The 21,579-nt window shown below is 65.2% G+C and carries 19 protein-coding genes; 8 read left to right on the top strand and 11 right to left on the bottom strand.

The window, feature by feature from the left end; all coding sequences use genetic code 11:
- Positions 1–14: 14 nt before the first annotated feature.
- From ACP97_RS04535 to ACP97_RS04520, 4 genes are all read right to left on the bottom strand, one after another.
- Positions 15–365: a hypothetical protein gene (locus tag ACP97_RS04535; protein WP_049996655.1), complete on the bottom strand. Its 351-nt coding sequence runs from the start codon at positions 363–365 to the stop codon at positions 15–17.
- Positions 366–456: 91 nt separating this feature from the next.
- The gene (locus tag ACP97_RS04530) at positions 457–1,620 is read right to left on the bottom strand and encodes an MFS transporter (RefSeq protein WP_049996654.1); all 1,164 of its coding nucleotides are present in this window, start codon (positions 1,618–1,620) and stop codon (positions 457–459) included.
- Between the two features lie 314 nt (positions 1,621–1,934).
- The gene (locus ACP97_RS04525) at positions 1,935–2,975 is read right to left on the bottom strand and encodes an NAD(P)-dependent alcohol dehydrogenase (protein WP_049996967.1); all 1,041 of its coding nucleotides are present in this window, start codon (positions 2,973–2,975) and stop codon (positions 1,935–1,937) included.
- A 280-nt stretch (positions 2,976–3,255) separates the two neighbouring features.
- Complete coding sequence (locus tag ACP97_RS04520; RefSeq protein WP_049996653.1) at positions 3,256–4,785, bottom strand: amidase; 1,530 nt, start codon at positions 4,783–4,785, stop codon at positions 3,256–3,258.
- 253 nt (positions 4,786–5,038) lie between these two features.
- Between ACP97_RS04520 and ACP97_RS04515 the strand changes: the two genes are divergently transcribed.
- Positions 5,039–5,965 (top strand): sulfide-dependent adenosine diphosphate thiazole synthase, encoded by a 927-nt coding sequence (locus ACP97_RS04515; protein WP_049996652.1) that lies wholly within the window; start codon positions 5,039–5,041, stop codon positions 5,963–5,965.
- Positions 5,966–6,279: 314 nt separating this feature from the next.
- Here the strand turns inward: ACP97_RS04515 and ACP97_RS04510 are convergent, their stop codons facing one another.
- From ACP97_RS04510 to ACP97_RS04495, 4 genes are all read right to left on the bottom strand, one after another.
- On the bottom strand, positions 6,280–7,350 hold the full coding sequence (locus ACP97_RS04510) for a phosphate acyltransferase (protein WP_049996651.1): 1,071 nt from the start codon (positions 7,348–7,350) through the stop codon (positions 6,280–6,282).
- A 46-nt stretch (positions 7,351–7,396) separates the two neighbouring features.
- Positions 7,397–9,184 (bottom strand): sulfoacetaldehyde acetyltransferase, encoded by a 1,788-nt coding sequence (xsc, locus tag ACP97_RS04505; protein ID WP_049996650.1) that lies wholly within the window; start codon positions 9,182–9,184, stop codon positions 7,397–7,399.
- A 221-nt stretch (positions 9,185–9,405) separates the two neighbouring features.
- Positions 9,406–10,632 carry a hydroxyacid-oxoacid transhydrogenase gene (locus ACP97_RS04500; RefSeq protein ID WP_202593559.1) on the bottom strand — a complete coding sequence of 409 codons (1,227 nt, stop codon included), beginning with the start codon at positions 10,630–10,632 and terminating at the stop codon, positions 9,406–9,408.
- A 180-nt stretch (positions 10,633–10,812) separates the two neighbouring features.
- Entirely contained in the window at positions 10,813–11,778 is a 966-nt protein-coding gene (locus tag ACP97_RS04495) for an AIR synthase-related protein (RefSeq protein WP_049996965.1), read from the bottom strand.
- 208 nt (positions 11,779–11,986) lie between these two features.
- Here ACP97_RS04495 and tenA point away from each other — a divergent pair, with 208 nt between their 5' ends.
- From tenA to thiD, 3 genes are read left to right on the top strand one after another with little or no spacing between them, the layout of a single operon-like run.
- A complete protein-coding gene (gene tenA / locus ACP97_RS04490) occupies positions 11,987–12,667 on the top strand; it encodes a thiaminase II (protein ID WP_049996649.1) in 681 nt (226 codons plus the stop codon).
- On the top strand, positions 12,668–12,826 hold the full coding sequence (locus ACP97_RS19780) for a hypothetical protein (protein WP_154019951.1): 159 nt from the start codon (positions 12,668–12,670) through the stop codon (positions 12,824–12,826).
- Complete coding sequence (gene thiD / locus ACP97_RS04485) at positions 12,823–14,166, top strand: bifunctional hydroxymethylpyrimidine kinase/phosphomethylpyrimidine kinase (protein WP_049996648.1); 1,344 nt, start codon at positions 12,823–12,825, stop codon at positions 14,164–14,166. Before ACP97_RS19780 ends, thiD begins: the two co-directional genes overlap by 4 nt.
- Positions 14,167–14,253: 87 nt before the next feature.
- Here thiD and ACP97_RS04480 read toward each other — a convergent pair whose 3' ends face one another.
- From ACP97_RS04480 to ACP97_RS04470, 3 genes are read right to left on the bottom strand one after another with little or no spacing between them, the layout of a single operon-like run.
- Positions 14,254–14,592, bottom strand: a complete 339-nt coding sequence (locus tag ACP97_RS04480; protein ID WP_049996647.1) for a hypothetical protein — start codon at positions 14,590–14,592, stop codon at positions 14,254–14,256.
- The gene (locus ACP97_RS04475; RefSeq protein ID WP_049996646.1) at positions 14,589–16,949 is read right to left on the bottom strand and encodes a penicillin acylase family protein; all 2,361 of its coding nucleotides are present in this window, start codon (positions 16,947–16,949) and stop codon (positions 14,589–14,591) included. The genes ACP97_RS04480 and ACP97_RS04475 overlap by 4 nt, the downstream gene beginning before the upstream one ends.
- A 49-nt stretch (positions 16,950–16,998) precedes the next feature.
- Entirely contained in the window at positions 16,999–17,490 is a 492-nt protein-coding gene (locus ACP97_RS04470; protein WP_049996645.1) for a CBS domain-containing protein, read from the bottom strand.
- A gap of 255 nt (positions 17,491–17,745) precedes the next feature.
- Here ACP97_RS04470 and ACP97_RS04465 point away from each other — a divergent pair, with 255 nt between their 5' ends.
- From ACP97_RS04465 to ACP97_RS04450, 4 genes are all read left to right on the top strand, one after another.
- Positions 17,746–18,555: a DUF7388 family protein gene (locus ACP97_RS04465; protein ID WP_049996644.1), complete on the top strand. Its 810-nt coding sequence runs from the start codon at positions 17,746–17,748 to the stop codon at positions 18,553–18,555.
- Between the two features lie 174 nt (positions 18,556–18,729).
- Complete coding sequence (locus ACP97_RS04460; protein ID WP_049996643.1) at positions 18,730–19,677, top strand: glycine betaine ABC transporter substrate-binding protein; 948 nt, start codon at positions 18,730–18,732, stop codon at positions 19,675–19,677.
- Between the two features lie 100 nt (positions 19,678–19,777).
- Positions 19,778–21,235: a sodium-dependent transporter gene (locus ACP97_RS04455; RefSeq protein WP_049996642.1), complete on the top strand. Its 1,458-nt coding sequence runs from the start codon at positions 19,778–19,780 to the stop codon at positions 21,233–21,235.
- Between the two features lies 1 nt (position 21,236).
- Positions 21,237–21,560 (top strand): hypothetical protein, encoded by a 324-nt coding sequence (locus ACP97_RS04450; RefSeq protein WP_049996641.1) that lies wholly within the window; start codon positions 21,237–21,239, stop codon positions 21,558–21,560.
- Positions 21,561–21,579 lie beyond the last annotated feature (19 nt).

Genomic DNA, 21,579 nt, shown 5'->3' with positions numbered 1-21,579 from the left:
GACAACCGGACGGCCTATCCGGTGGGGTTGTCGTCCGAATCTCGTTCCCTGTCGGCAGCTTCGTTCTCGGCTTCCGACTGAACGTTTCCGATGTCGACAGCTGAGTCGAGCTGGTCTTCGTCGACGGCCGATTCGAGTGTCTCCCGGTCGGTGACGGCACGTACCCCGCCCTCATCGACGGCCGATTTGATCCGGTCCGTATCGATCGCCGCGTCGACGTTCCGTTCGCCCGTGCGTGATTCGAGCGCCCGCTTGACCACCAGGTAGCCGACTGCTGTTGCACTCCCGGTGGCGATTGCACCGGGGATTCCAGCACGTTTGTACCCGTATTTGACCGCCTTCTTCCCCAGCGAGAGTCCGATCATCGCCCGACGCTCGTTGCTTCTCGAAGTAAACTGCTGGGCGCTCACTCGCAAGCACCGGACGGTCTGGACCAGCGTCCTGCAATTCAGCTGATCAGGAGCTATTGGGCTCCGGGCCACGGTAGGCGAGCACGGCTCCCACGCCCACGATCAACAGCGCATAGCCGAACGCGGCTCCGTAGCCCTCCGTCTGCTCGATGAGAAACCCCGTGACGAGCGGTGCAGTAAACGAACCCAACGAGCACATCATCGTGAGTGCCGCCAGTGCCGTTGCACCCACGGTCGGATCGACCAGTTCCTGGACGTACGTGTAGAGGATACCGATCCCCAACTGGACGAACAACCCGGCCAGCACCAGACAGGCGACCAGCAACGCGATGACTTTCGAGACGGCGATCACGGCGACCAACGGGAACGCAACCCCGAACGCGACCGTCACCAGCGGCTGCCGGCGCTGGGTCAGAAACCAATCGGAGATGAACCCGCTTCCGCTCCGCGAGAGAACTCCCATCGCGGGAAAGGCAGCGACCAACACCCCGCTCGCAGCCACCGACAGCCCCAACTGGTCGGTGAGGTAGGTCGGCATCCACGAATTGAAGAACACGTACACCGAGTACGCCAGAAATCCCATCACGGCGACCGACTGGACGTGGTGATTCGTCAGAACGTGCCGGAAATCGGCGATCTGTGGTGGGGAGCTTTCGACACTCCGACTGGGAGTGTGTCGGCTCCCGATCCAGAAGAGGCCACCAGCGAGGCCCGCAGGGAGGGCGAAGACACCGAACGGGACTGTCCAGCCCCACTGAGAGGCGAGCAACGACCCCGAGAGCTGTCCGATGGCGAACCCGGCAGGGGCGCTCGTGGTGAACACGCCGATCGCGGTCGCGTGGGTCGCCGCGTCGAAGGTTCGGCCGATGAGGTTCATACTCCCCGTCCAGATGACCGGGAACGTGCATCCACCGAGCGCCCGTGCCGCAAGCAGCAACCCGTACGAACCCGTTCTGGCGGCGTACCAGCTTCCCACTCCAGAGACCACCAACACGCCCGCAGCGATGAGAATGGCACGACGATTGTCGAGTCGATCCAGCGCGATACCCGCGGGGACGCTTGCGATCACGCCCACGCCGAACATCACACTCACGATCCAGCTTGCGGCCGTCGAGCTGATCGCCAGTTGCTCGGAGATGATCGAAAAGAAACTCGCGGGGACGATGATGTAGGCGTTCAGGACGGCGGCAAGCAACCAGCCCCCGGCCACGAGAGACCATCGTCTGTTCATGCGACCCCGACTACCGTTCGACTGGAGAGAGGCGACCGAATCATGAGAGGACGACAGAACCACCACGAACGTCGCTCGCGGTTCCTGAACGGGTCTCGACGGTCCGATGTATTAAGACTGTCTCCGTTCGGCGGTCGGCAGGCGTTGATCGAACTACATGCTCCACGAGACCAACCATGTCGGAGACGTGATTCGGATGCCGGCCCGAACCAGGGCACTCGGTCGCTATGAGATGGCCGATTGCCATAGTAACCACCTTCGTCAGGGCGTTTTGAGGTGGTATGGACGGTGTTTTACGGAGTGATGACCGCCCGCCCCTCGATCTCGTTACGTTCGAGTTCGGCAGCGACGTCGTTGATCTCGTCCAAGCCCCGACGCGACGTTCGGAGGTCCACGTCGCCGCGTTCGACCAGTGCGACGAGTTCTTGCAGTTCGGTATAATTGCCGACGAGGGTGCCCGTATAGCTGAAGTCACCGTTGACGAGCGCCTGCGAGGGCTGGTGGACGTGGCCACCGTAGCCCACGACGTAGTGGTCGCCACCGCCCGCCACGATATCGGGCGCGAGACCGGTCGTCTCGTCCGATCCGACGAAGTCGAGGATTGCATGGGCCCCCGTGCCGTCGGTGAGCGCGTCGACTTCCGCGGGGATGTCATCCGCGGTCGGATCGAGGGTGTGGTGGGCACCGAGGTCGTCGGCGAGCGAGCGTGCGGAGTCCTTCACGTCGACGGCGGTGATCGTGGCAGCACTCATCGCGTCGAGACATTGCAGACCGATATGACCCAACCCACCGATGCCGATCACCACGGCGTGGTCACCCGGATTCAGCTCCCGTACTGCGAGTTTCACCGCGTGGTAGGCCGTGATGCCCGCGTCGGCGTGGGGTGCGATGTCGACGGTATCCACGTCGCCAGGCAACGGGATGACGGCTCGGTCGTTGGTACGGAGGTACTCGGCGAACCCGCCGTCGGTCGACAGTCCGGGGAACCCGATGTTCTCGCAGTGCATATCGTTGCCGAGCCGGCAGGGCCGGCACGTGCCACAGGTCATCACGGTGTGACAGATCACCGAATCTCCCTCCGACACGGTCGAGACTCCCTCGCCGACCTCGACCACCGTGCCGGCGTTCTCGTGGCCGAGCGTCATCGGAAGGTCCTGTGGCATGTACTGCTCCCACATTCCCTCGATGACGTGATTGTCGGTCTGACACCAGCCCGCACCCTCGACCTCGACCACGACGCCATCGGCGGTATCGGCCTCCGGACGCTCGATCGTGTCGATCGACAGTGCATCGTCCATTTCGTCGGTGTAGTCGTGGAGTCTGGCGGCTTGCATCGTGTGACTGATACTCTCTCGCGTAGAGTAAAGACTGTTGGTGACCCGGTTCGCCAGCATGGGGGTCGGGTGTTCGCCACCGCGGAGATGGATCCAATCACACTCGAAAAACTCGACCGGATTCAACACCGTGCCCGGCTTACGGGCACAACCCCGATCGGGCAGGGAGCCATCTGTGATACTGTCGCTCGGAACTCGTCACGGGACACTCGATACCACCAAAATCATCAAGAAACGATATCGAGAACGCAGTTTCCCCATCGTCGAATCGAGAGTTACGTCACCCGAGAGTCCAGCCAACGGACTGCTCGTAGGTGTAGCCAGCACGGAGAACCGTTCGGTCGTCGAACTGGCTGCCGACAAACATCAAGCCGACGGGGAGACCGTTGGACTCGCCTGCCGGAACCGATATGGCGGGATGACCGGTGGCATCGGACGGTGCCGTGTTCGATAGCATGTTGAGCGCCCGGTCGATGACTTCCAGTCGGGTGAGTGTATCCTGTTGTTCGTGTGCCGTCTGTGGCGTCGTCGGCATCGCCAAGACGTCGACAGTCGATAGCGCCTCGTCGTACCGTCGGCCGAGTTCTCTGGCCAAGTTCTTCGCCTTCGTGTAGTAGTGGCTTCTGTACTCGTCGGACAGATACTGCCCGAGTATCAGCGTCAGTTTCACCGTCGTCAGGTAATCGTCCGCTTGTGCTCGACGGGCCTTGCCGAACGCGTCCGCGAGTTGAGTGTCGTAGTGTCCCTTGTCGTACTTTCCGACACCCTCGTCCCGAACGAGCGCCGTCGTCTCTTCCATCACGATCCCGTTCCAGATCGCCAGCCCGTCGAGATGCATGGGAATCGAGATTTCCGTCGTCTCCGCTCCTGCTGCCTCAAGATCACTCAAGGCCTCCCGAACCGTCTCGTCGACACCCGCTTCGCTCGCCTCGTGTCCGAAACCTTCCTCGAGAATCCCGATCGTCAGGTCACTCGGGTCCTCCGATAGCGCGTCAGCGTACTCCTCCGTGGGAACGTGTCCCTGCCGTGGGTCGTCGGGGTCCTTTCCAGCGATGACGTCGAGAACCCTCGCACAGTCCTCGACGTTCGTGGCCATCGGCCCGACGTGATCGAACGAGTGGCCCAGGCCAATGATTCCCGTGTATGGAACGAGGGTGTGTGTCGGCTTGTGCCCGACGCCGCCGCTCCACGCGGCGGGAATACGGATCGAACCACCCTGGTCGGTACCGATAGCGACATCGACGTCGCCGTTCACGACCGCAGCAATCGACCCACTCGACGAACCGCCCGCAATGTGGTCTCGGTCGGTCGGGTTCAACACCGGCCCAGTGGCGGAGAGTTCGCCGCTTCCCGAAAACGCCATGTCTTCCATGTTCAACTTGCCAGTGATCGACGCCCCGGCGTCGAGCAGCCTCGTCACGAGGGTGGCGTCCGTTGTGGGGACGTATCCCTCGAACAGCTTCGACCCGACAGTCATCTCGATGCCTGCGAGCGCGATGCTGTCCTTCAGTCCGACCTCGTAGCCGGACAGGGGCCCGGAATCGGAACCCGCGACCGCACACTTCCTCACGAAGGCGTTCAGCGGGTCCTCCTCCGGGCCGGGTTCGTAGCCCGGATCACGGGTCGTGTATTCGCGTTCGGGCGTCGGTACTGTCAGTTCGTCCATCCGCTCGTAGCCTTCGAGCGTATCCACGATGGCAGTCTCGAAGTCTTCGACTTCGTCGTCGGAGAGATCGATGTAGTGCTGTGCTGCTTTTTCGCGGATCTCCTCGGGCGTCGGCGGTCGTACGTTTGGTGGTGTCTCGGACATCGGCCGACGAAAGTATATATCTCTAATCACATAAACCCCTCCGGCGCTGTTCGGTCGGAAGAGGATCGACTTCTGGTGTCGAAATCGATTCCCTCGATCGCTCCGACGATGCCGGCGCTCGTCCGAAAGTTCGTATGAGACTCCTACACTGAGGGCCGCGATGGCGAGTTCATCGGCCGAGATTTCAGTCCAGCCACGAGCAGGTGACTGTGATGGAAAGATATATTATTCGTCAGTAGTAACACTGGGTTGCATGACGGAACAGTTCGAGCAGTTCAGCGATGTCGGCGAAGCACAGGTGACGCGAGCGATCGGCGAGGAGTGGACCGAGGAGTTCATGGACTACACCGAGTCCGACGTGATCATCGTCGGCGGCGGCCCCTCGGGGCTGATGGCCGCCAAGGAACTCGGCGAGCGTGGCGTGAAGGCGATGGTCGTCGAGAAGAACAACTATCTCGGTGGCGGGTTCTGGCTCGGCGGCTTCCTGATGAACAAGATCACCGTGCGCGACCCCGCCCAGTCGGTGCTCGACGAACTCGACGTCGACTACAAGCGCTCACAGGACAGCGAGGGCCTCTACGTCGCCAACGGTCCCGAGGCGGCGTCGGGCCTCATCAAGGCCGCCTGCGACGCCGGTGCGAAGATGCAGAACATGACGGAGTTTACCGACATTGTGGTGCGCGAGGACCATCGTGTCGGCGGCATCGTAATGAACTGGACACCCGTCCACGCGCTCCCGCGCGAGATCACGTGTGTCGACCCCGTCGCCGTCGAGTCCGACCTCGTCATCGACGCGACCGGTCACGAGGCGATGGCCGTCTCGAAACTCGACGAGCGGGGCGTGCTCGACGCGCCCGGCATCGCCGACGCCGCCGACGCGACCGGCATGGATCAGACCGAGGACGCTCAGTACGGCGCTCCGGGTCACGACTCGCCGGGTCACGACTCGATGTGGGTCGGCCGGAGCGAGGACGCGGTCGTCGAGAACACGGGCGTCGCCCACCCTGGCCTGATCGTCACGGGGATGGCGACCGCGACGACTTACGGTCTCCCCCGGATGGGACCGACCTTCGGGGCAATGTTGCTCTCGGGCAAGCGCGCCGCCCAGGCCGCCATCGACGAACTCGGTGTCGACGCCGAACCCGTCGACATGAACTCACCCGCGCCGGCCGACGACTGATACGGTCGGCAGACCGTCACTCGTCGGCCCGGCCCATTCGACCACCACTGAGTTTTCGAGGGTGGTCGATGAACCGGATCTGACGGACAGTACGAGAAATGGCCGGAACGAAGCAATCACCGATGAGCAACTGTTCACTGTCTATCGACTGGCTGTGAGATCGACAAGCATCTCTACGACGCCTGCCGTTCGGCGTAATCGAGGGTCTTACGACCCGGATGCATCGAGAGGTGTTGCCGGCTCTCAGCGTCGCGGTAAGGGAATCCGTCGGTCGTTCGTGCGCGTCTCGTCGTCCATCCGTGTCGTCGTTTCGGTCATGGTTGTTCTGGTCGTGGGGGTTCCTGCTCGCGCCGCGCCAGCAGTCCCCGTTCGAGGACCGTCCCGTCGGGAGGGTCCGCGGTCACGGCGGCGTGGGCGGCGGTGATCGTGACGATGTCGTAGATGTCGCTGGTACTCGCGCCGCGCGAGAGGTCGCTCAACGGTCGGGCGTACCCCTGCAACACGGGACCGAGCGCCGTCGCGCCGGCGAGGCGTTCGGTGAGTTTGTAGGCGATGTTGCCGGCGTTCAGGTCCGGAAAGACAAGCACGTTCGCGTCGCCCTCGACCAACCCGGTCCCGTTCTTGCGCTCGGCGATGCTCGGCACGAGCGCCGCGTCGCTCTGTAGTTCGCCGTCGATACGCAACCCGTCCATCCGTTCGCGGGCGAGTTCGGTCGCCCGCCGGACTTCGTCGACGGTCTCGTGGCTCGCACTACCCTTCGTCGAAAACGAGAGCATAGCGACCCGTGGCTCCCAATCGAGAAGCTTCGCGGCGGTCGTGGCGGTCGCAAGCGCGATATCCGCGAGCTGTTCGTCGTCGGGGTCGATGTTCACCCCACAGTCGGCGTAGAGCAGTGTGCCGTTCTCGCCGATGGTCGAATCGTCGAACTCCATCAGGAAGTAACTCGACGCGGTGTCGACTAGCGGATCGAGTCCCACGATACCGTTGGCCGCCGCGACCACCTCGGCAGTCGGGTGGGTCGCGCCCGCGACCATCCCCTCGGCCTCGCCGGTGCGCGCGAGCCACGCCCCCAGAATCAGGTCGTCGTCGAGCACGCGTTTGGCGGCCGAGACAGGTATATCGCGTAGCGCGGCGTATTCGGTGGCGTACCCCTCCATCCTCTCCTCGGCCGGGCGCTCGACGAACGTGAGCGCCTCCATCGGGAGGTCGTGTTCGGCACACAGCCGCTCGGTTTCGGCGTCGGGACCCGGCAGAACGGGCCGTGCGATACCGTCGCGTGCGGCCCCGACGGCCGCTTCGAGGATTCGGGTGTCGTGGGCTTCGGGCAGTACAATGGGCGGCGTCGCCGTCCGGGCTTGCTCGCGGAGTTTGGGGATGAGGCTCATCGGTGTCTGGGGTGTGATAAACGGGTGACGGATGACCGCCGGCGGCTCAGCCCTCGTAGTTGGCGTCGCCGGGCTGGCGGTACTTTTCGAGAACGCGCTCGGGGTCGTCGAGCGCGTCGCGGCGGAACGGTTCGAGTAATTCCGTCCCGTCGGTCATGATTTCGACCACGGCTGGTTCGCCCGACTGGAGCGCGTCGGTCATCGCCGACTGGACGTTGTCCGGGTCCTCGACGCGCGTGCCGTGTGCGCCCATGTCGCGGGCGATCTCGGCGAAGTCGGGGTTCTCGGGCAGGTCGGTGCCGACGAAGCGGTCGTTGTAGAACCAGTACTGGTTCTGCTTTTCGGCACCCCACTCCATGTTGTTGAACACGACCGCCACGGCCGGAATGTCCTCGCGGACGGCGGTCATGACCTCGTTGAGCGACTGCATGCCCCACGCGCCGTCGCCGACGAGCGCCACTGCAGGATCGTCGGGCCGAGCGACCTTCGCGCCGATGGCCGCGGGGTAGGCGAACCCGCAGTTGCCGTAGGTACCGGCGGCGAGGAAGTTGCCCGGATTGTCGAATTCGAGGTAGGCGTTGGCCATCGAGCAGGTGTTGCCGATGTCCGTCGAAACCATCGTGTTCTCGGGCAGCGCCTGCGCGACGTCCCAGAGCGCGCGCCGGGGATGAATCGGCGTCTGATCGGACTGGGACATCTCTTCGAGTTCGTCCTTCCAGTCGGCGTAGGCCTGCTGGATCTTCCCGACACGCGAGTCGTCCGCACCCGCGGTGTCGTCGAGTTTGTCGGTGACGCCGCGGACGGTCTCGGCGGCGTCGCCGACCAAGCCCAACTCGACGCGCGTGGTGCGGCCGATCTGGGAGGCGTCGGCGTCGATCTGGATGACGTCGGCGTCCTCGGGGAACCAGTCCATGCCGTACTGGGGCAGGAGACCGAACCCGCTGAGGCGGCTGCCGACGGCGATAACGCAGTCGGCCTCCGAGAGCGACTCCATCGCGGCCTTCGACCCGCCGTAGCCGAGCGCACCCACCGCCAGCGGATGGCTGATGGGGAAGCTGTCGTTGTGGAGGTAGGAGTTCGCCACGGGGGCGTTCAGCCGCTCGGCGAGGTCGGCGACCTCGTCGATGGCGTCCGAGTAGATCGTGCCGAGCCCGGCGATGATGGCGGGGTTGTCGGCCTCGGAGAGCATTGCAGCGGCGTCGCTCACCTTGTCGGCGTCGGCCGCGCCGATGCTCTCTTGGCGGTACTGATTCGGTTGAAGGACGTCGGTCTCGATCTCGCCGTAGAGCTGGTCGCGCGCGAAGTCGATCTGGGTCGGTCCCATCTCGGCCAGCGACTCGCGGTAGGCCGTGCGAACGTACTCGGCGACGCGGCTGTTGTCTTCGAGACGGCCCTGCCAGTCGACGCACTCGTCGAAGATCGACATGGTATCGGCCTCCTGAAATCCATCAGTGCCGATCGAGCCCGTGGTGGCGGCCGGTGAAAGCATGATTACGGGGGAATGGTTGAGCTGGGCGGCTTTGATGCCCGTGACCATGTTGGTGACGCCGGGACCGTTCTGTGCGACACAGATGCCGGGTTCGCGGCCACAGAGCGCTTCGGCGTAACCGTCGGCCATGTGGGCGGCGTTCTGTTCGTGCCGAACGGGCAGGTAGCGGATGCCCGCCTGCGGCATGATGTCGAGGAAGTCCATGAACGCCGAACCGACGATGCCGAACATGACGTCGGCGTCCTCGGCGACGAACTGTTCGAGCAGCGCCTCGCTCGGCGTCATCGTCTCCCCTTCGTGCAGCGGTGCGTTCTCGACTTCGGGTGGTTCTTGCTGTCGTGACATTGCGTTCGACCCGTTTGGGCCCACTCCACGGAATGACTTATAACTTCTGAATTTCAGCAATCTATAGGAAGAAACTACAACAAAATTCCCTCAATTGAATATAGTGCGGTCGTTTGCGTCGAGAGTTGATTTCCCGTAGCGTCAGCCATCTCGTCGATCGTGGCGACAGTTGATTGGCGAATCGTGTGTCACATGGGGGCCGGAACGCCGATTCGCGGCGCTCAGAGCGCCCGTCGGAGGATTCGCTCAACGTCGTCGTGGGCCATGCGCCGAGCGTTCCGGGAGAGCAACCGCTCCATGTCGAGCGTCCGCTCAGCCAGTTCGTCGATGTAATCGTCGGTCACGCCGAACTCGGCGAGACCGTCGGCGATGCCCACGTCGCGGCGCAGGTTCCCAACGGCCTCGCTCGCGTCCGCCGCGGTCCGTTCGGCACCGAGGAGCCGAACGATTTCGTCGAACCGTTCGGGGGAACTCTGCGTGTTGAACCGGATCACCTCCGGCAGGAATATCGCCACCGCGACGCCGTGTGGGACGTCGAACGCCGCGCCGGTGGCCATCGCGAGCGCGTGGGCGGCGGTGGTTCCGGAGTTCGTAAAGGCCATTCCGGCGAGCAGGCTCGCGAGCGCCATGTTCCGGCGCGCGTCGAGGTCGTTGCCGTTGTCGACCGCCCGCCGGAGGTTGTCGCCAACGAGTTCGATCGCCTTCCGCGCCAGCTGGTCGGTGAGGACGGACCGGCCGTTGTAATCGGGGCGCTCCTCGGGATTCGAAGGGCGGGGTTTCGCATCGAAGCGGATCGCCGAGTACGACTCGATGGCGTGGCCGAGAGCGTCCATGCCCGAAAAGGCGGTCGGGGCCGGCGGCAGCGACGTGATGAGCGTCGGATCGACGAGCGCCATCGCCGGGCGCAACCGGCGGTCGGAGAGCCCACTCTTGCGGTTCGCACTCGGGTCGGAAACCACGGCGACCGGCGACGTCTCTGAGCCGGTGCCGGAGGTCGTCGGAAGGCAGATACAGGGCCGCCCCGATGCGGCCATCGAACGCCCGTCGCCGACCGGCGAGGCGGCGTAATCGAGCACGGAGCCGTCGCTGTCGGCGAGGACGCTGGCGGTCTTGGCGACATCCATCGAACTCCCGCCGCCGACACCGACCACGAGGTCCGTATCGTGGTCCGCGACGGCTCCCATTGCTTCCTCGTAGACGTTCACCGATGGCTCCGGTTCGACGGCCGCGTGGACGGCGGCTTCGATGTCGTGGCCATCGAGAACGCCGAGGAGGTGGTCGATGATGCCCGCGTCCTCGATACCCCGGTCGGTCACGAACAACACCGACGACGCGCCGTGTTCGTGTATCGCCGACGGGAGTTCCCTGCTGGCTCCGATGCCGAACTTCACCCGGTCGGCCATGCCGAACTCCCACACGGTCTCGGGTTCGTACAGTTCGCCACTCATTTCACTCGTCCGCAGCGTTTTCGAACACATATCTCTTTTGGGGCAGAAAGAAAAATTTGAATCTAACTATGCCGACGATATTCGACACGTGCCCGACCGACGGTCGATATTGCTTCACCGAATCTCGGTGGAGAATGGAGTCGAAACACGAGAAGACGGCCAGCCAACCGGAGGGATCGTTCACTCCCAGAGGACGTACATCCCGTCGCGGATCGCGTCGGTGTGACGCCGACCATCGCGAACGACCGCCGGGTCGTCGCCGGCGACTTCCTCGACGGAACCGATATCGGTCGCTTCGATGTCTTCTTCGTGAAGAGCGTCGAGGGCGTCTTCGGCAGCGTCCGCCGGAACGGTCACGAGCAGCGCGCCCGAACCGAGAACACGTAGTGGGTCGAGATCCATCGCGGCGCAGAGTTCGCGCGTCTCCGGACGAACTGGAATCGAATCGCCGTCGAGAACGACGTCGACGTGGCTGGCACGGGCGATCTCGACCGCCCCGCCGAGAACCCCTCCTTCGGTCGGGTCGTGCATCGCGGTTGCGACGGGCGCGCAGACGGTTGCGTCGACCAGCACGCTCAACTCGTCGAAAAACGAGCGGGCCCGCTCGACGGTCGCGTCGTCGGCGTCGATTGCCGCCCGAAAATCGGACGCCAGCACCGCCGTCGCCTCGATGCCGGCGGCCTTCGTGAGGAGGAGTCGGTCGCCGGGCGTCGCCGTGGCGGTCGAGACGAACCGGTCGGCGTAGCCCATGCACGTCAGCGACAGCAACGGGCGATCGAGACCGGCGACCGATTCGGTGTGGCCGCCGACGATCGCCATCCCGAGACGGGCGCAGGCTTCGTCCAACTGGTTCGTGATGGTGTCGAGCAGATCGGTATCCCGCGAGGGAAGCAGGACCGTGGAGACGAGATATTCGGGCACGGCTCCCGACGCGGCGACGTCGTTGGAAGCGACCGCAACGCCGATCCGGCCGATGGACTCCGTGGCCAGCGAGACGGGGTCGGTGCTGACGACTAGCGTGCCCGCCGCCGTTCGGATGGCGGCGGCGTCTTCGGCCGCACGGGGACCGACCAGGAGGTCCTCGTTCGGCGCTCCCGTCCGCGAGAACACGTATCGGTCCAGTTCCGTCGGCGAAGGTTTCCCCATGCCCGTCGGTCGGCGGATGGTCCTGTTCTGTCTTTCCATCCGCAAACGTTCGTGCTCGTATCCACAACCGTTCGCCCGCCGTGGACATCCTGTGCAGTACTGCTATCGGTACGTTCCCCGCGTCGATGGTTCTACACCACCACCTCACCGTTCGAAAACTGACCGATATTCGTCAGTTATATTACCGACGGGTGGCTTCGATTTCCCGATGCGCTTCAGCGACCACCTCGTCGAGACCGAATCGGAACTGTGGACCGCCCAGAAGAGCCATCCGTTCGTCACCGAACTGGCCGACGGCACCCTCGACGAAGCCGCGTTCCGGACGTGGCTCGAACAGGATTATCGGTATCTCCACGATTACGCGCGCACGTTCGCCGTGCTCGGGACGAAAGCGCGCCAGGAGGAGACGATGGCCCACTGCTTTGCGGTCGCCGGCGACATCGTCGACGAGGAGATGGACCTCCACCGGGAGTTCGCCGCCGACTACGGCCTCACGCCCCAGGACCTGGCGGGCGTCGAGAAGGTCCCCACCTGCGTCGCCTACACGAACTACCTGCTGCGAACCGCCCGCGAACGCCCGCTCGGCGTCGGTGCGGCCGCGATCTACCCCTGCGGACGGGGCTACCTCGACATCGCCGAGCACATGGCCGAGCGCTCCGACGGCGAGCACCGCTACACGCCGTTCATCGCAAAGTACACCAGCGACGAGTTCCGCGAGTCGGTGGCGTGGATGACCGAACTGGTCGATCGCTGTGCCGAACGCCATCCGTCGCTCCGTGACGAGATGGCGACCGCCTTCCGGCGCTGTACGCAGCTCGAACACGCCTTCTGGAAGATGGCCTACACCGAAGAAGCCTGGCCGCACGAACGCCGCCAGGAGGTCGTCTGAGTGGTCGCGAGTGCGCTCGCGCTCGGATTCACGTTCGTAGTGCTCGTCTGGGGCAGTCTGGCGGCGGTCGCCGTCGTCTTCGTCTTTCTCTTGGTGATGCTCGTTCGAGGAACGCGGGCCGAAACGGACTCGGCGGCGGGAGCCGAGGTGAACCCATGACCGGGCGTGACGTCGCGTTGACGGTTGCGGGGTCGGACAGCGGTGGCGGGGCCGGCATCCAGGCCGACCTGAAGACGATCGAGGCACACGGTGTCTTCGGGACGAGCGCCCTAACGAGCGTCACCGCCCAGAACACGCGCGGCGTCGAGGCGATCGAAGACGTCTCGACAGACGTCATCGCGGCGCAGATCGGTGCCGTCACGGACGATTTCGCCGTCAACGCGGCGAAGACGGGCATGCTCAGTTCGGCGGCCATCATCGAGACGGTCGCCGATAGCGTGAAGGACCAGGAATTCCCGCTCGTCGTCGATCCCGTGATGGTCGCCCAGAGCGGCGATCGCCTGCTCGCCGCGGAGGCCGAGACCGTGCTCAGAGAGCGCTTGCTCCCGCAGGCGACGCTCGTGACGCCCAATCTGCCGGAGGCGGCAGTGCTCACCGGCATGGAGATCGAGGACGAAGAGGACATGCGCGCGGCCACCGCGGAGATCGCTGCCAACGGTCCCGATGCGGTGCTCGTGACCGGCGGCCACCTCAACGAGGACGAACTCGTCGACGTACTCGCCACCGACGGCGAGACCCACACGTTCTGCAAGGCGCGCCGAGACACCGACGACACTCACGGCAGCGGCTGTACGATCTCGGCCTCGATCGCCGCCGAGCTCGCTGGCGGGGCGGCGATGCCGGCGGCCGTCGAGCACGCCGAGCGGTTCATCGACCGCGCCGTGCGCTACGGGCTCGACGTCGGCAGCGGCGACGGGCCGGTCAACCACCTCGCCGGACTGTACGACGACGCCGCCCGCGCCGATACACTCGGCAACGTGCGTGCTCTGGTCGAAACGCTCGAACGAAACGGGGTCGACGCGCTCGTTCCCGAAATCGGACTGAACGTCGCCGTCGCCACGCCGTATGCGATGGACACCGACGACGTGACCGCAGTCGATGGCCGACTCCACCGGACCGCCGACGGCGTGGCGGCCGTGGGCTGCCCCCGATTCGGTACATCGGATCACGTCGCCCGGTCGTTGCTCGCCGCTCGCGAATACGATCACTCGGTCGTCGCGGCCGCGACCGTCCGCCTGGACGACGCGGTGGCCGAAGCCGTCACCGAACGGTTCGATGCCGTCGAAGTCGACCGAACCCGATCCGAGGGTGACCCGACCACCGAATCCGAAGAAGGGTCGCCGGCGTGGGCGGTCGAGCAGGCGATGAACGACCGGGAGATGGTCCCCGAGGCGGTGTTCGATCGCGGTGCGATCGGCAGGGAAGCGATCTGTCGACTGTTCGCGCCCTCGCCGGCCGTCCTGGAGGAGCGACTGCTGGCGCTCGCCGACGCGATCTGATTTTTGCGAGTCGATGCCGATCGACGGATCGGCGACCGCTCGTGGTTCGTCGAGCGTGTCTGATTCGTCGAGAAGGACCCTGGATCGCTACACGAGCCAGCGTGAAAGCGCTCCGAGGGTCGCCGTCGCGATCGGGATGACGGCGCTCACGGCGGTGATCTGCCCCATCGCCAGATAGGCACCGAGATCGCCGCTCGCGGTCAGCGAGAGCGCGAAGACGATCCAGACGAGCACGCCGAAGCCGAACCCGGCGAGCAGCGCCCGCCGACGATCGGCGGCCACCGCCCCGCAGAGCACGCCACCCAGGAACAGGCCGGTCCAGTGGAGCGCGCTCGCGGCGAGGCCGATCACGATGGCCGCGACCATCGCCAGCCACCGAACGCGCTCGTCGGTGACCGCCGCCCGCACGCGGTTCGTGGCGCTCATTCGTTCCCTCGCTCGAAGGTGTAGGTCGGGGTTCCGCGGAGCTGCCGTGACATGGACTTGTACTCGCCGTCGGCCCACATTTGGAGCTGGTCGTCGTAGTGCGGCGAGAAGTAGTCCCCCGAGTTCCCGCCGGGAAGGATCGCTCGGGAGTTGCCGGCCATCGGCACGACCATCCGCCAGCTGCTGCCGGTGGGGTTCTCGACGGCGTAGTTGTTCACCGTCGCGCGCGAGCCGTCGGTCGGTTCGGCAGGATAGCCGAGGAAGCCGAGGCCCAGCGGGTGGTCCATCGCGCCGGTCGTGTTGTAGTCGCCGTATCGCTCCTCGCCGTTGTCCTGGATCGTCGCGACAGCTTCCTGCAGAGCCTCGACCATCACCGTTGCCCGCGAACCCGCGCCGAACCATCGGCTCTCCCGATCGAGATGCTGGAGCACCCAGTCGGCCGGGAAATACGGTTCGTCCAGGCCAGCAGCGCGGAACTCCGGGCCGAACGTCGCCTCGCGGTACTGCTCGAACCAGCGGACGAACACGAGCGCCGCGAACGAATCGCGCTCCATCCGGTGGTTCCAGGAATCGAGCGCGTTGACGTAGCGCTCCAGTTCGTCGGTGTCGTCCGCATCGCGTGCGGCCGCGACGAGCGGCGGAACGAGCGCTCGTGCCCGAAGATCGAGCGTGTCGCGCTGCATGCGCTTCACGAACGCACGGTCGATCGGTTCGTCGGATTTCGCTCGCCGATCGAGCAGATCGTAGATCCGGATGCCACGGTAGGGATCGGAGTACGCCTCGGCGATGTAGTGTGCCGGATCATCGACGACGCGCTGGTTCGCCGTCCCGATGTAGTCGGGGTTGACGACGCCGGGCTTCTCCTCGAACGAGATGAACCCCTTCCAGGAGGAGCGCCCGTAGGGGGTGAACCCCTCCCACTCGCCCTCACCCGCGGAGCCATCGAAGATCCGCGCTCCGGAGACCTCTTCCCCGTCCACAGTACGGATCGGGATCCGGCCAGTGACGGCGTAGAGCGTGTTGCCGTCGCGGTCGGCATAGACGAGGTTCTGTGTCGGCGTGTCGAACTTTTTCGTGGCGTCGAGCACATCGTCAAGCCCGTCGCTGTGGCTGTACTCGTAGATCGCCTGTGGCGTGCGTTCGGCCGACAGTCCCGTCCAGGCGACGCCGACGCGACTGCCTTCACGCTCGATGACCGGCCCGTGAACGGTCTTTTTCACCGTCACCATCCGGTTCTCACCGTCGTTGACGGGGAGTTCGCGCTGCTCGGTGTCGAAGTCGCGCCACTCGTTTTTATATCGGTACTGGCCATCACGAGTGTCGTACCGATAGAAATCGATCACGTCCGCGCCGGTGTTGGTAAAGCCCCACACGCCGGCGTCGTTCTCGCCGATGACGACGAACGGAACCCCCGGAAAGGTCACGCCGCGCACGCTCACGTCGTCGGTCCGAAGGTTCATCTCGTACCAGACCGGTGGGGCCATCAGGCTCAGATGCGGGTCGTTCGCCACGATCGGCAGGCCGTTTTTGGTCTGCTCGCCCGAGACGACCCAGCTGTTCGAACCGATCCCCGCCGGGGATTCGTAGCTGCTCAGCCAGTCGACGAACTCTGGATCGACGGCGTGCTTCCCCGACACCGATCCGTTCGACGACTCCGCTGCGCGCTGCCGGCGGATGATCGGCGAGTCGTGATCGAAACGGTCGGGGTAGAGTTCACGCGCCGCCCCGCTGCCCAACCGGTCGGCGACGAGCGCCTTTCGGAGGGTTCGAAAGCTCCCTGTGAGCGTCCAGGCGATCTGTTTTTGTAACAGCATCGTATCGACCGGTTTCCAGGGCTCCGGCTCGTACTCGAGCAGCGAGAACTCGATCGCCGAGGGATCGTCGGTCAGCACCGCGTTGACACCCCCGGCGTAGGTCTCGCCGAGTGCTCCCGCCTTCGTCTCGTCGAGCAGCGCGACGTTCGCCCGTGCCGCGCCGTCGAAATCCATCTTCGTGTGGAAGACATCCGAATCGAGTGTCGCGTCGCCGACGACCTCCGAGAGCCGCCCGCGCATCTGACGGCGCTGGAGGTCCATCTGGAAGGCGCGATCGCGTGCCTGCGCGTAGCCGACCGCGAAGTAGAGCGCATCCTCGTTCTCGGCGTCGATGTGGGGTGTTCCGTAGTCGTCGTAGCGCACCGTGGCGCTCCCGTGCGGGCTCTCGACGGTCTCCCTCTCGCGTTCGGTCGAGTCCCAGGCCGACCCCGTGAGCGGCGCGAACCGTTCGAGATAGCCACGCACCGGCGAGAGCGCACCGACCGCGCCGCCGCCCGCCAGGATCGCCCCGACGAGCGCGCGGCGCGTGAGTTCGCGTGCCATATTCGACCGTGGGTGGGCCGTGATATAAAACCACGAGCGCCCGGGCGGACTACTCGCGCTCGCGATCGAGCGTCCGCAGGAGGTCCTCGCGGGTGATGATGCCGACGAGATCCTCGCCGTCGATCACCGGCACGCGATTGATGTTGCGCTCTTCGTCGGCCAGCACCGAGAGTACCTCGTCCACGCCGGCGTCCGGCCCGACGGTGACGACGTCTTCGGTCATCACGCTGCTGATCGGCTTGCCGGCATGTTTCGCCAGATCGAGGTTGACGTCGAGATCGTCCCACGAGAAGTCGAAAGCGTAGTCGATCGGCTCGATGAACGGTGGCAGGCCGATCGGGATCCAGAGTGTGCGGTCGCTCGGCTGGAAGAGTTTCACGAGGTCGCCCTGTGTGACGATGCCGACGAGGCGGCCGTCGTCGACGACGGGAAAACCGTTGAAATCGGCCCGCGAGAGCCGCGTCAGCACGGTGCTGATCTCCTCGTCGGGAGCGACGGTCTCGACCTCGCTCGTCATGATGTCACGCGCGCGAACGGACATACGCGAACGCCTCGCGGCGCGGTGGTAGCTCTTGCGGTGTGACGAATACCGTCGCAGGCCCCCACCGACGGGCAGGTCAAGAAAGAGCGGTGTTCGCCGAGCCGTCGCGTTCGACGAGCGCCCCGGTTCGTCGAGAACACGAATCGACGGGGTTTTGTCGCCGATGCCCGCATGAAAGATATGGTCGCACAGACGATGGATCGTGTTCCGCGATAGTCGTATCGAACTGCTTTCGGTCTCTGGTGGTGAACGCTCGTGAGTGATCTCTCGACGTTCGTGAGCGGGTTCGACGGCGTCGCACTCAAACCGACCGAACTCGACGTCGCATCGGTCGATCTCGCTGGCGCCGAGCGCGTCATCGTCGACTACGAGGGCCGCGAGCACGTCCCCGGCCCCGAGGTGCTCGCCGACGTCGCCCGCGAGACGGACCTGTTCGTCACGACGCCGGTCCGGGCCGACGGGTTCGACCCGCTCGGCGACGACCACCTCTCACGGGCGCTTCCCGAAAGCGTCGGCCGGGTGCTCGTCGCGGGCAATCCCGCCTATCTCACCGACACGGAGCGGGCGCGCGCCATCGCCCCACGCATCGGTGCGGCCCGCGAGCGCGCACCGGCGGCGTGGGTCGGCACCGAGGGCGTCGGACGGATCGCGCTGGCGGCCGGCGGCACTCAGTTCGAACTGCTCGCGCCGACGACCGTCCGCGAGGTGCGCGCGCTCCGCGCGGCGGGCTTTGAGGGTACCCTCGCCGTCTACGCCCCCGTGGTGCGCAGCGCCGACGAGGACGCACTCCTCGACGCGCTCGGGGCCTACGTCGCCCGCCGCGGTTCGGTTGCCGCCGCCCTCGACGATGCACGTCCGGAGGGAGTGCGGACCGCCCCGGACGGCATGCGAACCGATGCCGGAGTGAGCGGCGCACCCCGGTCGGTGCTGCTTTCGGCCATCGAACGGTTCGCGCTCGTGGGAGAGGACGAGGACATCGACGAGCGCATCGGCGAACTGCGGTCGGTCGGTGTCGACACCATCGTCGGCTATCCGGCACGCGGACCCGCGGCGCTCGGTCGCTAGTTCACGATCCGCCGTTCCGAGGTCCCACATCTGCTTTCGCTTGCAAGGTGATACGTTATACACAGTTGACGATACTCTTCGCACAGCGGGGTGTGGATTCATGACAGTCGTGGCGGTCGACGGGCAGGTGCGAGCATCGATCGAACGAAGAGCGACAGGGCGAGGGTGGCGTCGATGAGGACGCGGCGTGAACTGTTGCGGGCCGGTGGCGCGGCGGTCGCGGTCGCCGGCATGGGAGCAACGGCGGGCTGTGCAAGCGTCTTCGGGGCCACCCGGTCCGGGACGGTGCAAGTGAGTTCGGCGCGTTATCCCGAGAGCATCCTACTCAGCTACATGGCGCTCGAATCGCTGCGGGCGAACACCGACCTCACAGTAGTAGACGAGACGGCGCTCGGCGGCACGCCGATGAACTTCCGGGCGACCACGGACGGCGAAGTCGGTCTCTACTGGATGTACACCGGGGGCGCGTGGACGACCCTTCCTCCGGTCAAGGACCGCGTCATCAGCAATCCCGAGAAGCTCTACCGTGCCGTCAAGCGCAAGATGCAGCGCCAACACGACCTCGTCTATCTGAATCGTGCCCCGTACAACAACACCTACATCCTCATCACCACGCCCGAATGGGCGAAGAAGACGGGTGTAAAGACGATGACCGATTTCGCCGAGTACGTCAACGAGGGCAACACGGGTTTCACGACCGTGATGGGACCGGAGTTCCGTACGCGACCCGACGGCTGGCCGGGACTGGCGAACCACTACGGCTTCGCCGATTCGCTCGGTGCGCTGAACCTCCGCAGCGTCGGGCCGTCGCTCACCTACCAGATCATCGCCACCAGCGGGGCCGAAGTCGGCGTCGGCTACAGCACCAACCCCAACATCGGCCGGTACGGGCTAGAGACCATCGCCGACGACGAGCGCTTCTTCCCGCCGTACAACCCCGCACCGCTGATCAACGGCGAGACGATGGCCGAAAACCCGTCGATGCGCGCGCCGCTGAACGCCATCGGACCGACCATCGACAGCACCGACACGATAATGCGCCTCAACGGCGAGGTAACATTGAAGAACCGCAACCCGCAGACGGTCGCCCGCGAGTATCTCCGTGCCGAAGGGCTGCTCTGAGTCGTCGGGTCACACGACACGGTCGTCAGGGCGCCGTCGGGCGGTTCGTCCCCGCCGGTGGATTTATTACGAGCTACTGTGATGTGTGTCGTGATACAGTATGGCAAGCGAATCCGGAGCGAAAACCGTCCGTGAGGAGTGGGGCACCCGGTTCGGGTTCCTGATGGCGATGCTCGGCGGGATGGTCGGGTCGGGCAACATCTGGCGGATGCCGTATACTACGGGTCAAAACGGTGGCGGGGCCTTTCTGTTGGCGTATATCGTCCTGCTGTTCGTCATCGCGGTTCCGGGACTGATGGCCGAGAGTGCGCTCGGTTCGTACACCAAACGGGGCGTCATCGGCGCGTTCAAGAAGACCTACGGTCGTGGGTGGTCCGAAGGGTTCGGACTCGTCGTCGTCCTCACGACGATCGCGTTGGCATCGTACTACATGCCGATCGTGGGACAGGTCATCTACTACACCATCCACTCCTTTTTGCTCACCTTCTCTCAATCCGGCTTCGAGTCGGTGCCCTTCTGGAACGCCTTCACCGCCTCCCCGCTACTGACCATCGGGACGCACACGCTCGCCGTCGCGCTCGTCGCGGGGGTGCTCCTGTTCGGGATTCGCCGCGGCATCGAGCGCGTCGTCAAGTGGATGATTCCGCTGCTCGTGATCACCCTGATCGTGGTCGCCGTCCGCGGGCTGACGCTGCCCGGCGCGACCGAGGGCCTCGCCTTCGCGCTCACGCCCGACTGGGAGTACCTCGTGCGCGGCCAGACGTGGATCGCCGCGCTCGGACAGGCACTGTTCTCGACCGGTCTCGGCTGGGGCATCGCGCTCACCTTCGGGAGCTACCTCAGAAAGAACGACGACATCCCGCTCGGCGCGGGCATCTTCACGGCCATCGGCAACACGAGCATCGGTCTCCTGGCCATCTTCACGGTCTTTCCCGTCGTCTTCGCGTTCGGTCTCGAACCGACCGCCGGTGCCGAACTGACGTTCATCTCGCTGGTCAGCGTCTTCCCGCAGATGGCCGGCGGCTCGATCTGGGCGATCCTCTTCTTCGTCGGCTTCTTCTTCGCGGCTTTCTCGACCGCGCTCGTCATCATCGAGGTCGCCGTGACGACAGTCGCCGAGGAGACGCGACTCGATCGCACGCAAACCGTGCTCGCCGTCTGCACCGTCATCTGGTTGCTCGGCATCCCGAGCGCCTACTCGGCGAGTTTCCTGGGGACGATGGACTTCATGTTCGGCAACTGGGGACTGCCGCTGGCGACGCTGTTGATAATCGGCACCGTCGGCTGGAAGGTCGGCCCCGAGCGCCTGCGTGTCATCGAACTCAACCGCAACGCCGACGTCCACATCGGGTCGTGGTGGGACCCCGTCATCAAGTACGTCGTCCCGGTGGTCATGGTGTTCATCATGGCCTACTACCTCGTGACGAACATCGCCGCCTCGACGATGCAAACGGTGGGTGGCGTCGTCCTCATGGCCGTGTTGCTCGTCGGCGCGGTACTCGTTATGCGCACCGTGCGCCGGCGCGGGAGACCCGGCGTCGATGCGGGGGGTGACTGAGATGGCGCTCAGTACGGCCGCGTGGGTCGTCATGGTCGGGTCGATCGGTGTCCTCTGGGTGCCGGCCATGTGGGCGCTGTTTCGCACGCTGCGCGACGAGGACCGCAAACTCGAACTGTTGACCGAGCAGGGGAAGATCGACACCTACTCGCCGGGGGCGCTCGCCGAACTCCGCGAGTGGATTCGAACCCATCCCGACGACGAGTACGCCCCCGACGCGCGCGAGCGGTACGACGACTGCGTCGAGACGCTGCGCGACATCGACGAGCCGTTCTACGACTGGTCGGATGCGGAGATCGAGGAGCTACGGACGCTCTCGGAGTGAACGCGAACCGGGCCGACGG

It is taken from the genome of Halococcus sediminicola (genome assembly GCF_000755245.1).
In the GTDB taxonomy this organism is placed as follows: Archaea; Halobacteriota; Halobacteria; order Halobacteriales; family Halococcaceae; genus Halococcus; species Halococcus sediminicola.
Note: the sequence above shows the minus strand (reverse complement) of the source record. Positions and strands in the feature narration are given on the sequence as shown.

What these genes read in the sequence shown, in the direction of transcription:
- ACP97_RS04535 (WP_049996655.1), bottom strand. Translation starts at nt 365, where the DNA reads ATGATCGGACTCTCGCTGGGGAAGAAGGCGGTCAAATACGGGTACAAA.
- ACP97_RS04525 (WP_049996967.1), bottom strand. Translation starts at nt 2,975, where the DNA reads ATGCAAGCCGCCAGACTCCACGACTACACCGACGAAATGGACGATGCA.
- ACP97_RS04520 (WP_049996653.1), bottom strand. Translation starts at nt 4,785, where the DNA reads ATGTCCGAGACACCACCAAACGTACGACCGCCGACGCCCGAGGAGATC.
- ACP97_RS04515 (WP_049996652.1), top strand. Translation starts at nt 5,039, where the DNA reads ATGACGGAACAGTTCGAGCAGTTCAGCGATGTCGGCGAAGCACAGGTG.
- ACP97_RS04510 (WP_049996651.1), bottom strand. Translation starts at nt 7,350, where the DNA reads ATGAGCCTCATCCCCAAACTCCGCGAGCAAGCCCGGACGGCGACGCCG.
- xsc (WP_049996650.1), bottom strand. Translation starts at nt 9,184, where the DNA reads ATGTCACGACAGCAAGAACCACCCGAAGTCGAGAACGCACCGCTGCAC.
- ACP97_RS04500 (WP_202593559.1), bottom strand. Translation starts at nt 10,632, where the DNA reads ATGAGTGGCGAACTGTACGAACCCGAGACCGTGTGGGAGTTCGGCATG.
- ACP97_RS04495 (WP_049996965.1), bottom strand. Translation starts at nt 11,778, where the DNA reads ATGGGGAAACCTTCGCCGACGGAACTGGACCGATACGTGTTCTCGCGG.
- tenA (WP_049996649.1), top strand. Translation starts at nt 11,987, where the DNA reads ATGCGCTTCAGCGACCACCTCGTCGAGACCGAATCGGAACTGTGGACC.
- thiD (WP_049996648.1), top strand. Translation starts at nt 12,823, where the DNA reads ATGACCGGGCGTGACGTCGCGTTGACGGTTGCGGGGTCGGACAGCGGT.
- ACP97_RS04480 (WP_049996647.1), bottom strand. Translation starts at nt 14,592, where the DNA reads ATGAGCGCCACGAACCGCGTGCGGGCGGCGGTCACCGACGAGCGCGTT.
- ACP97_RS04475 (WP_049996646.1), bottom strand. Translation starts at nt 16,949, where the DNA reads ATGGCACGCGAACTCACGCGCCGCGCGCTCGTCGGGGCGATCCTGGCG.
- ACP97_RS04470 (WP_049996645.1), bottom strand. Translation starts at nt 17,490, where the DNA reads ATGTCCGTTCGCGCGCGTGACATCATGACGAGCGAGGTCGAGACCGTC.
- ACP97_RS04460 (WP_049996643.1), top strand. Translation starts at nt 18,730, where the DNA reads ATGAGGACGCGGCGTGAACTGTTGCGGGCCGGTGGCGCGGCGGTCGCG.
- ACP97_RS04455 (WP_049996642.1), top strand. Translation starts at nt 19,778, where the DNA reads ATGGCAAGCGAATCCGGAGCGAAAACCGTCCGTGAGGAGTGGGGCACC.
- ACP97_RS04450 (WP_049996641.1), top strand. Translation starts at nt 21,237, where the DNA reads ATGGCGCTCAGTACGGCCGCGTGGGTCGTCATGGTCGGGTCGATCGGT.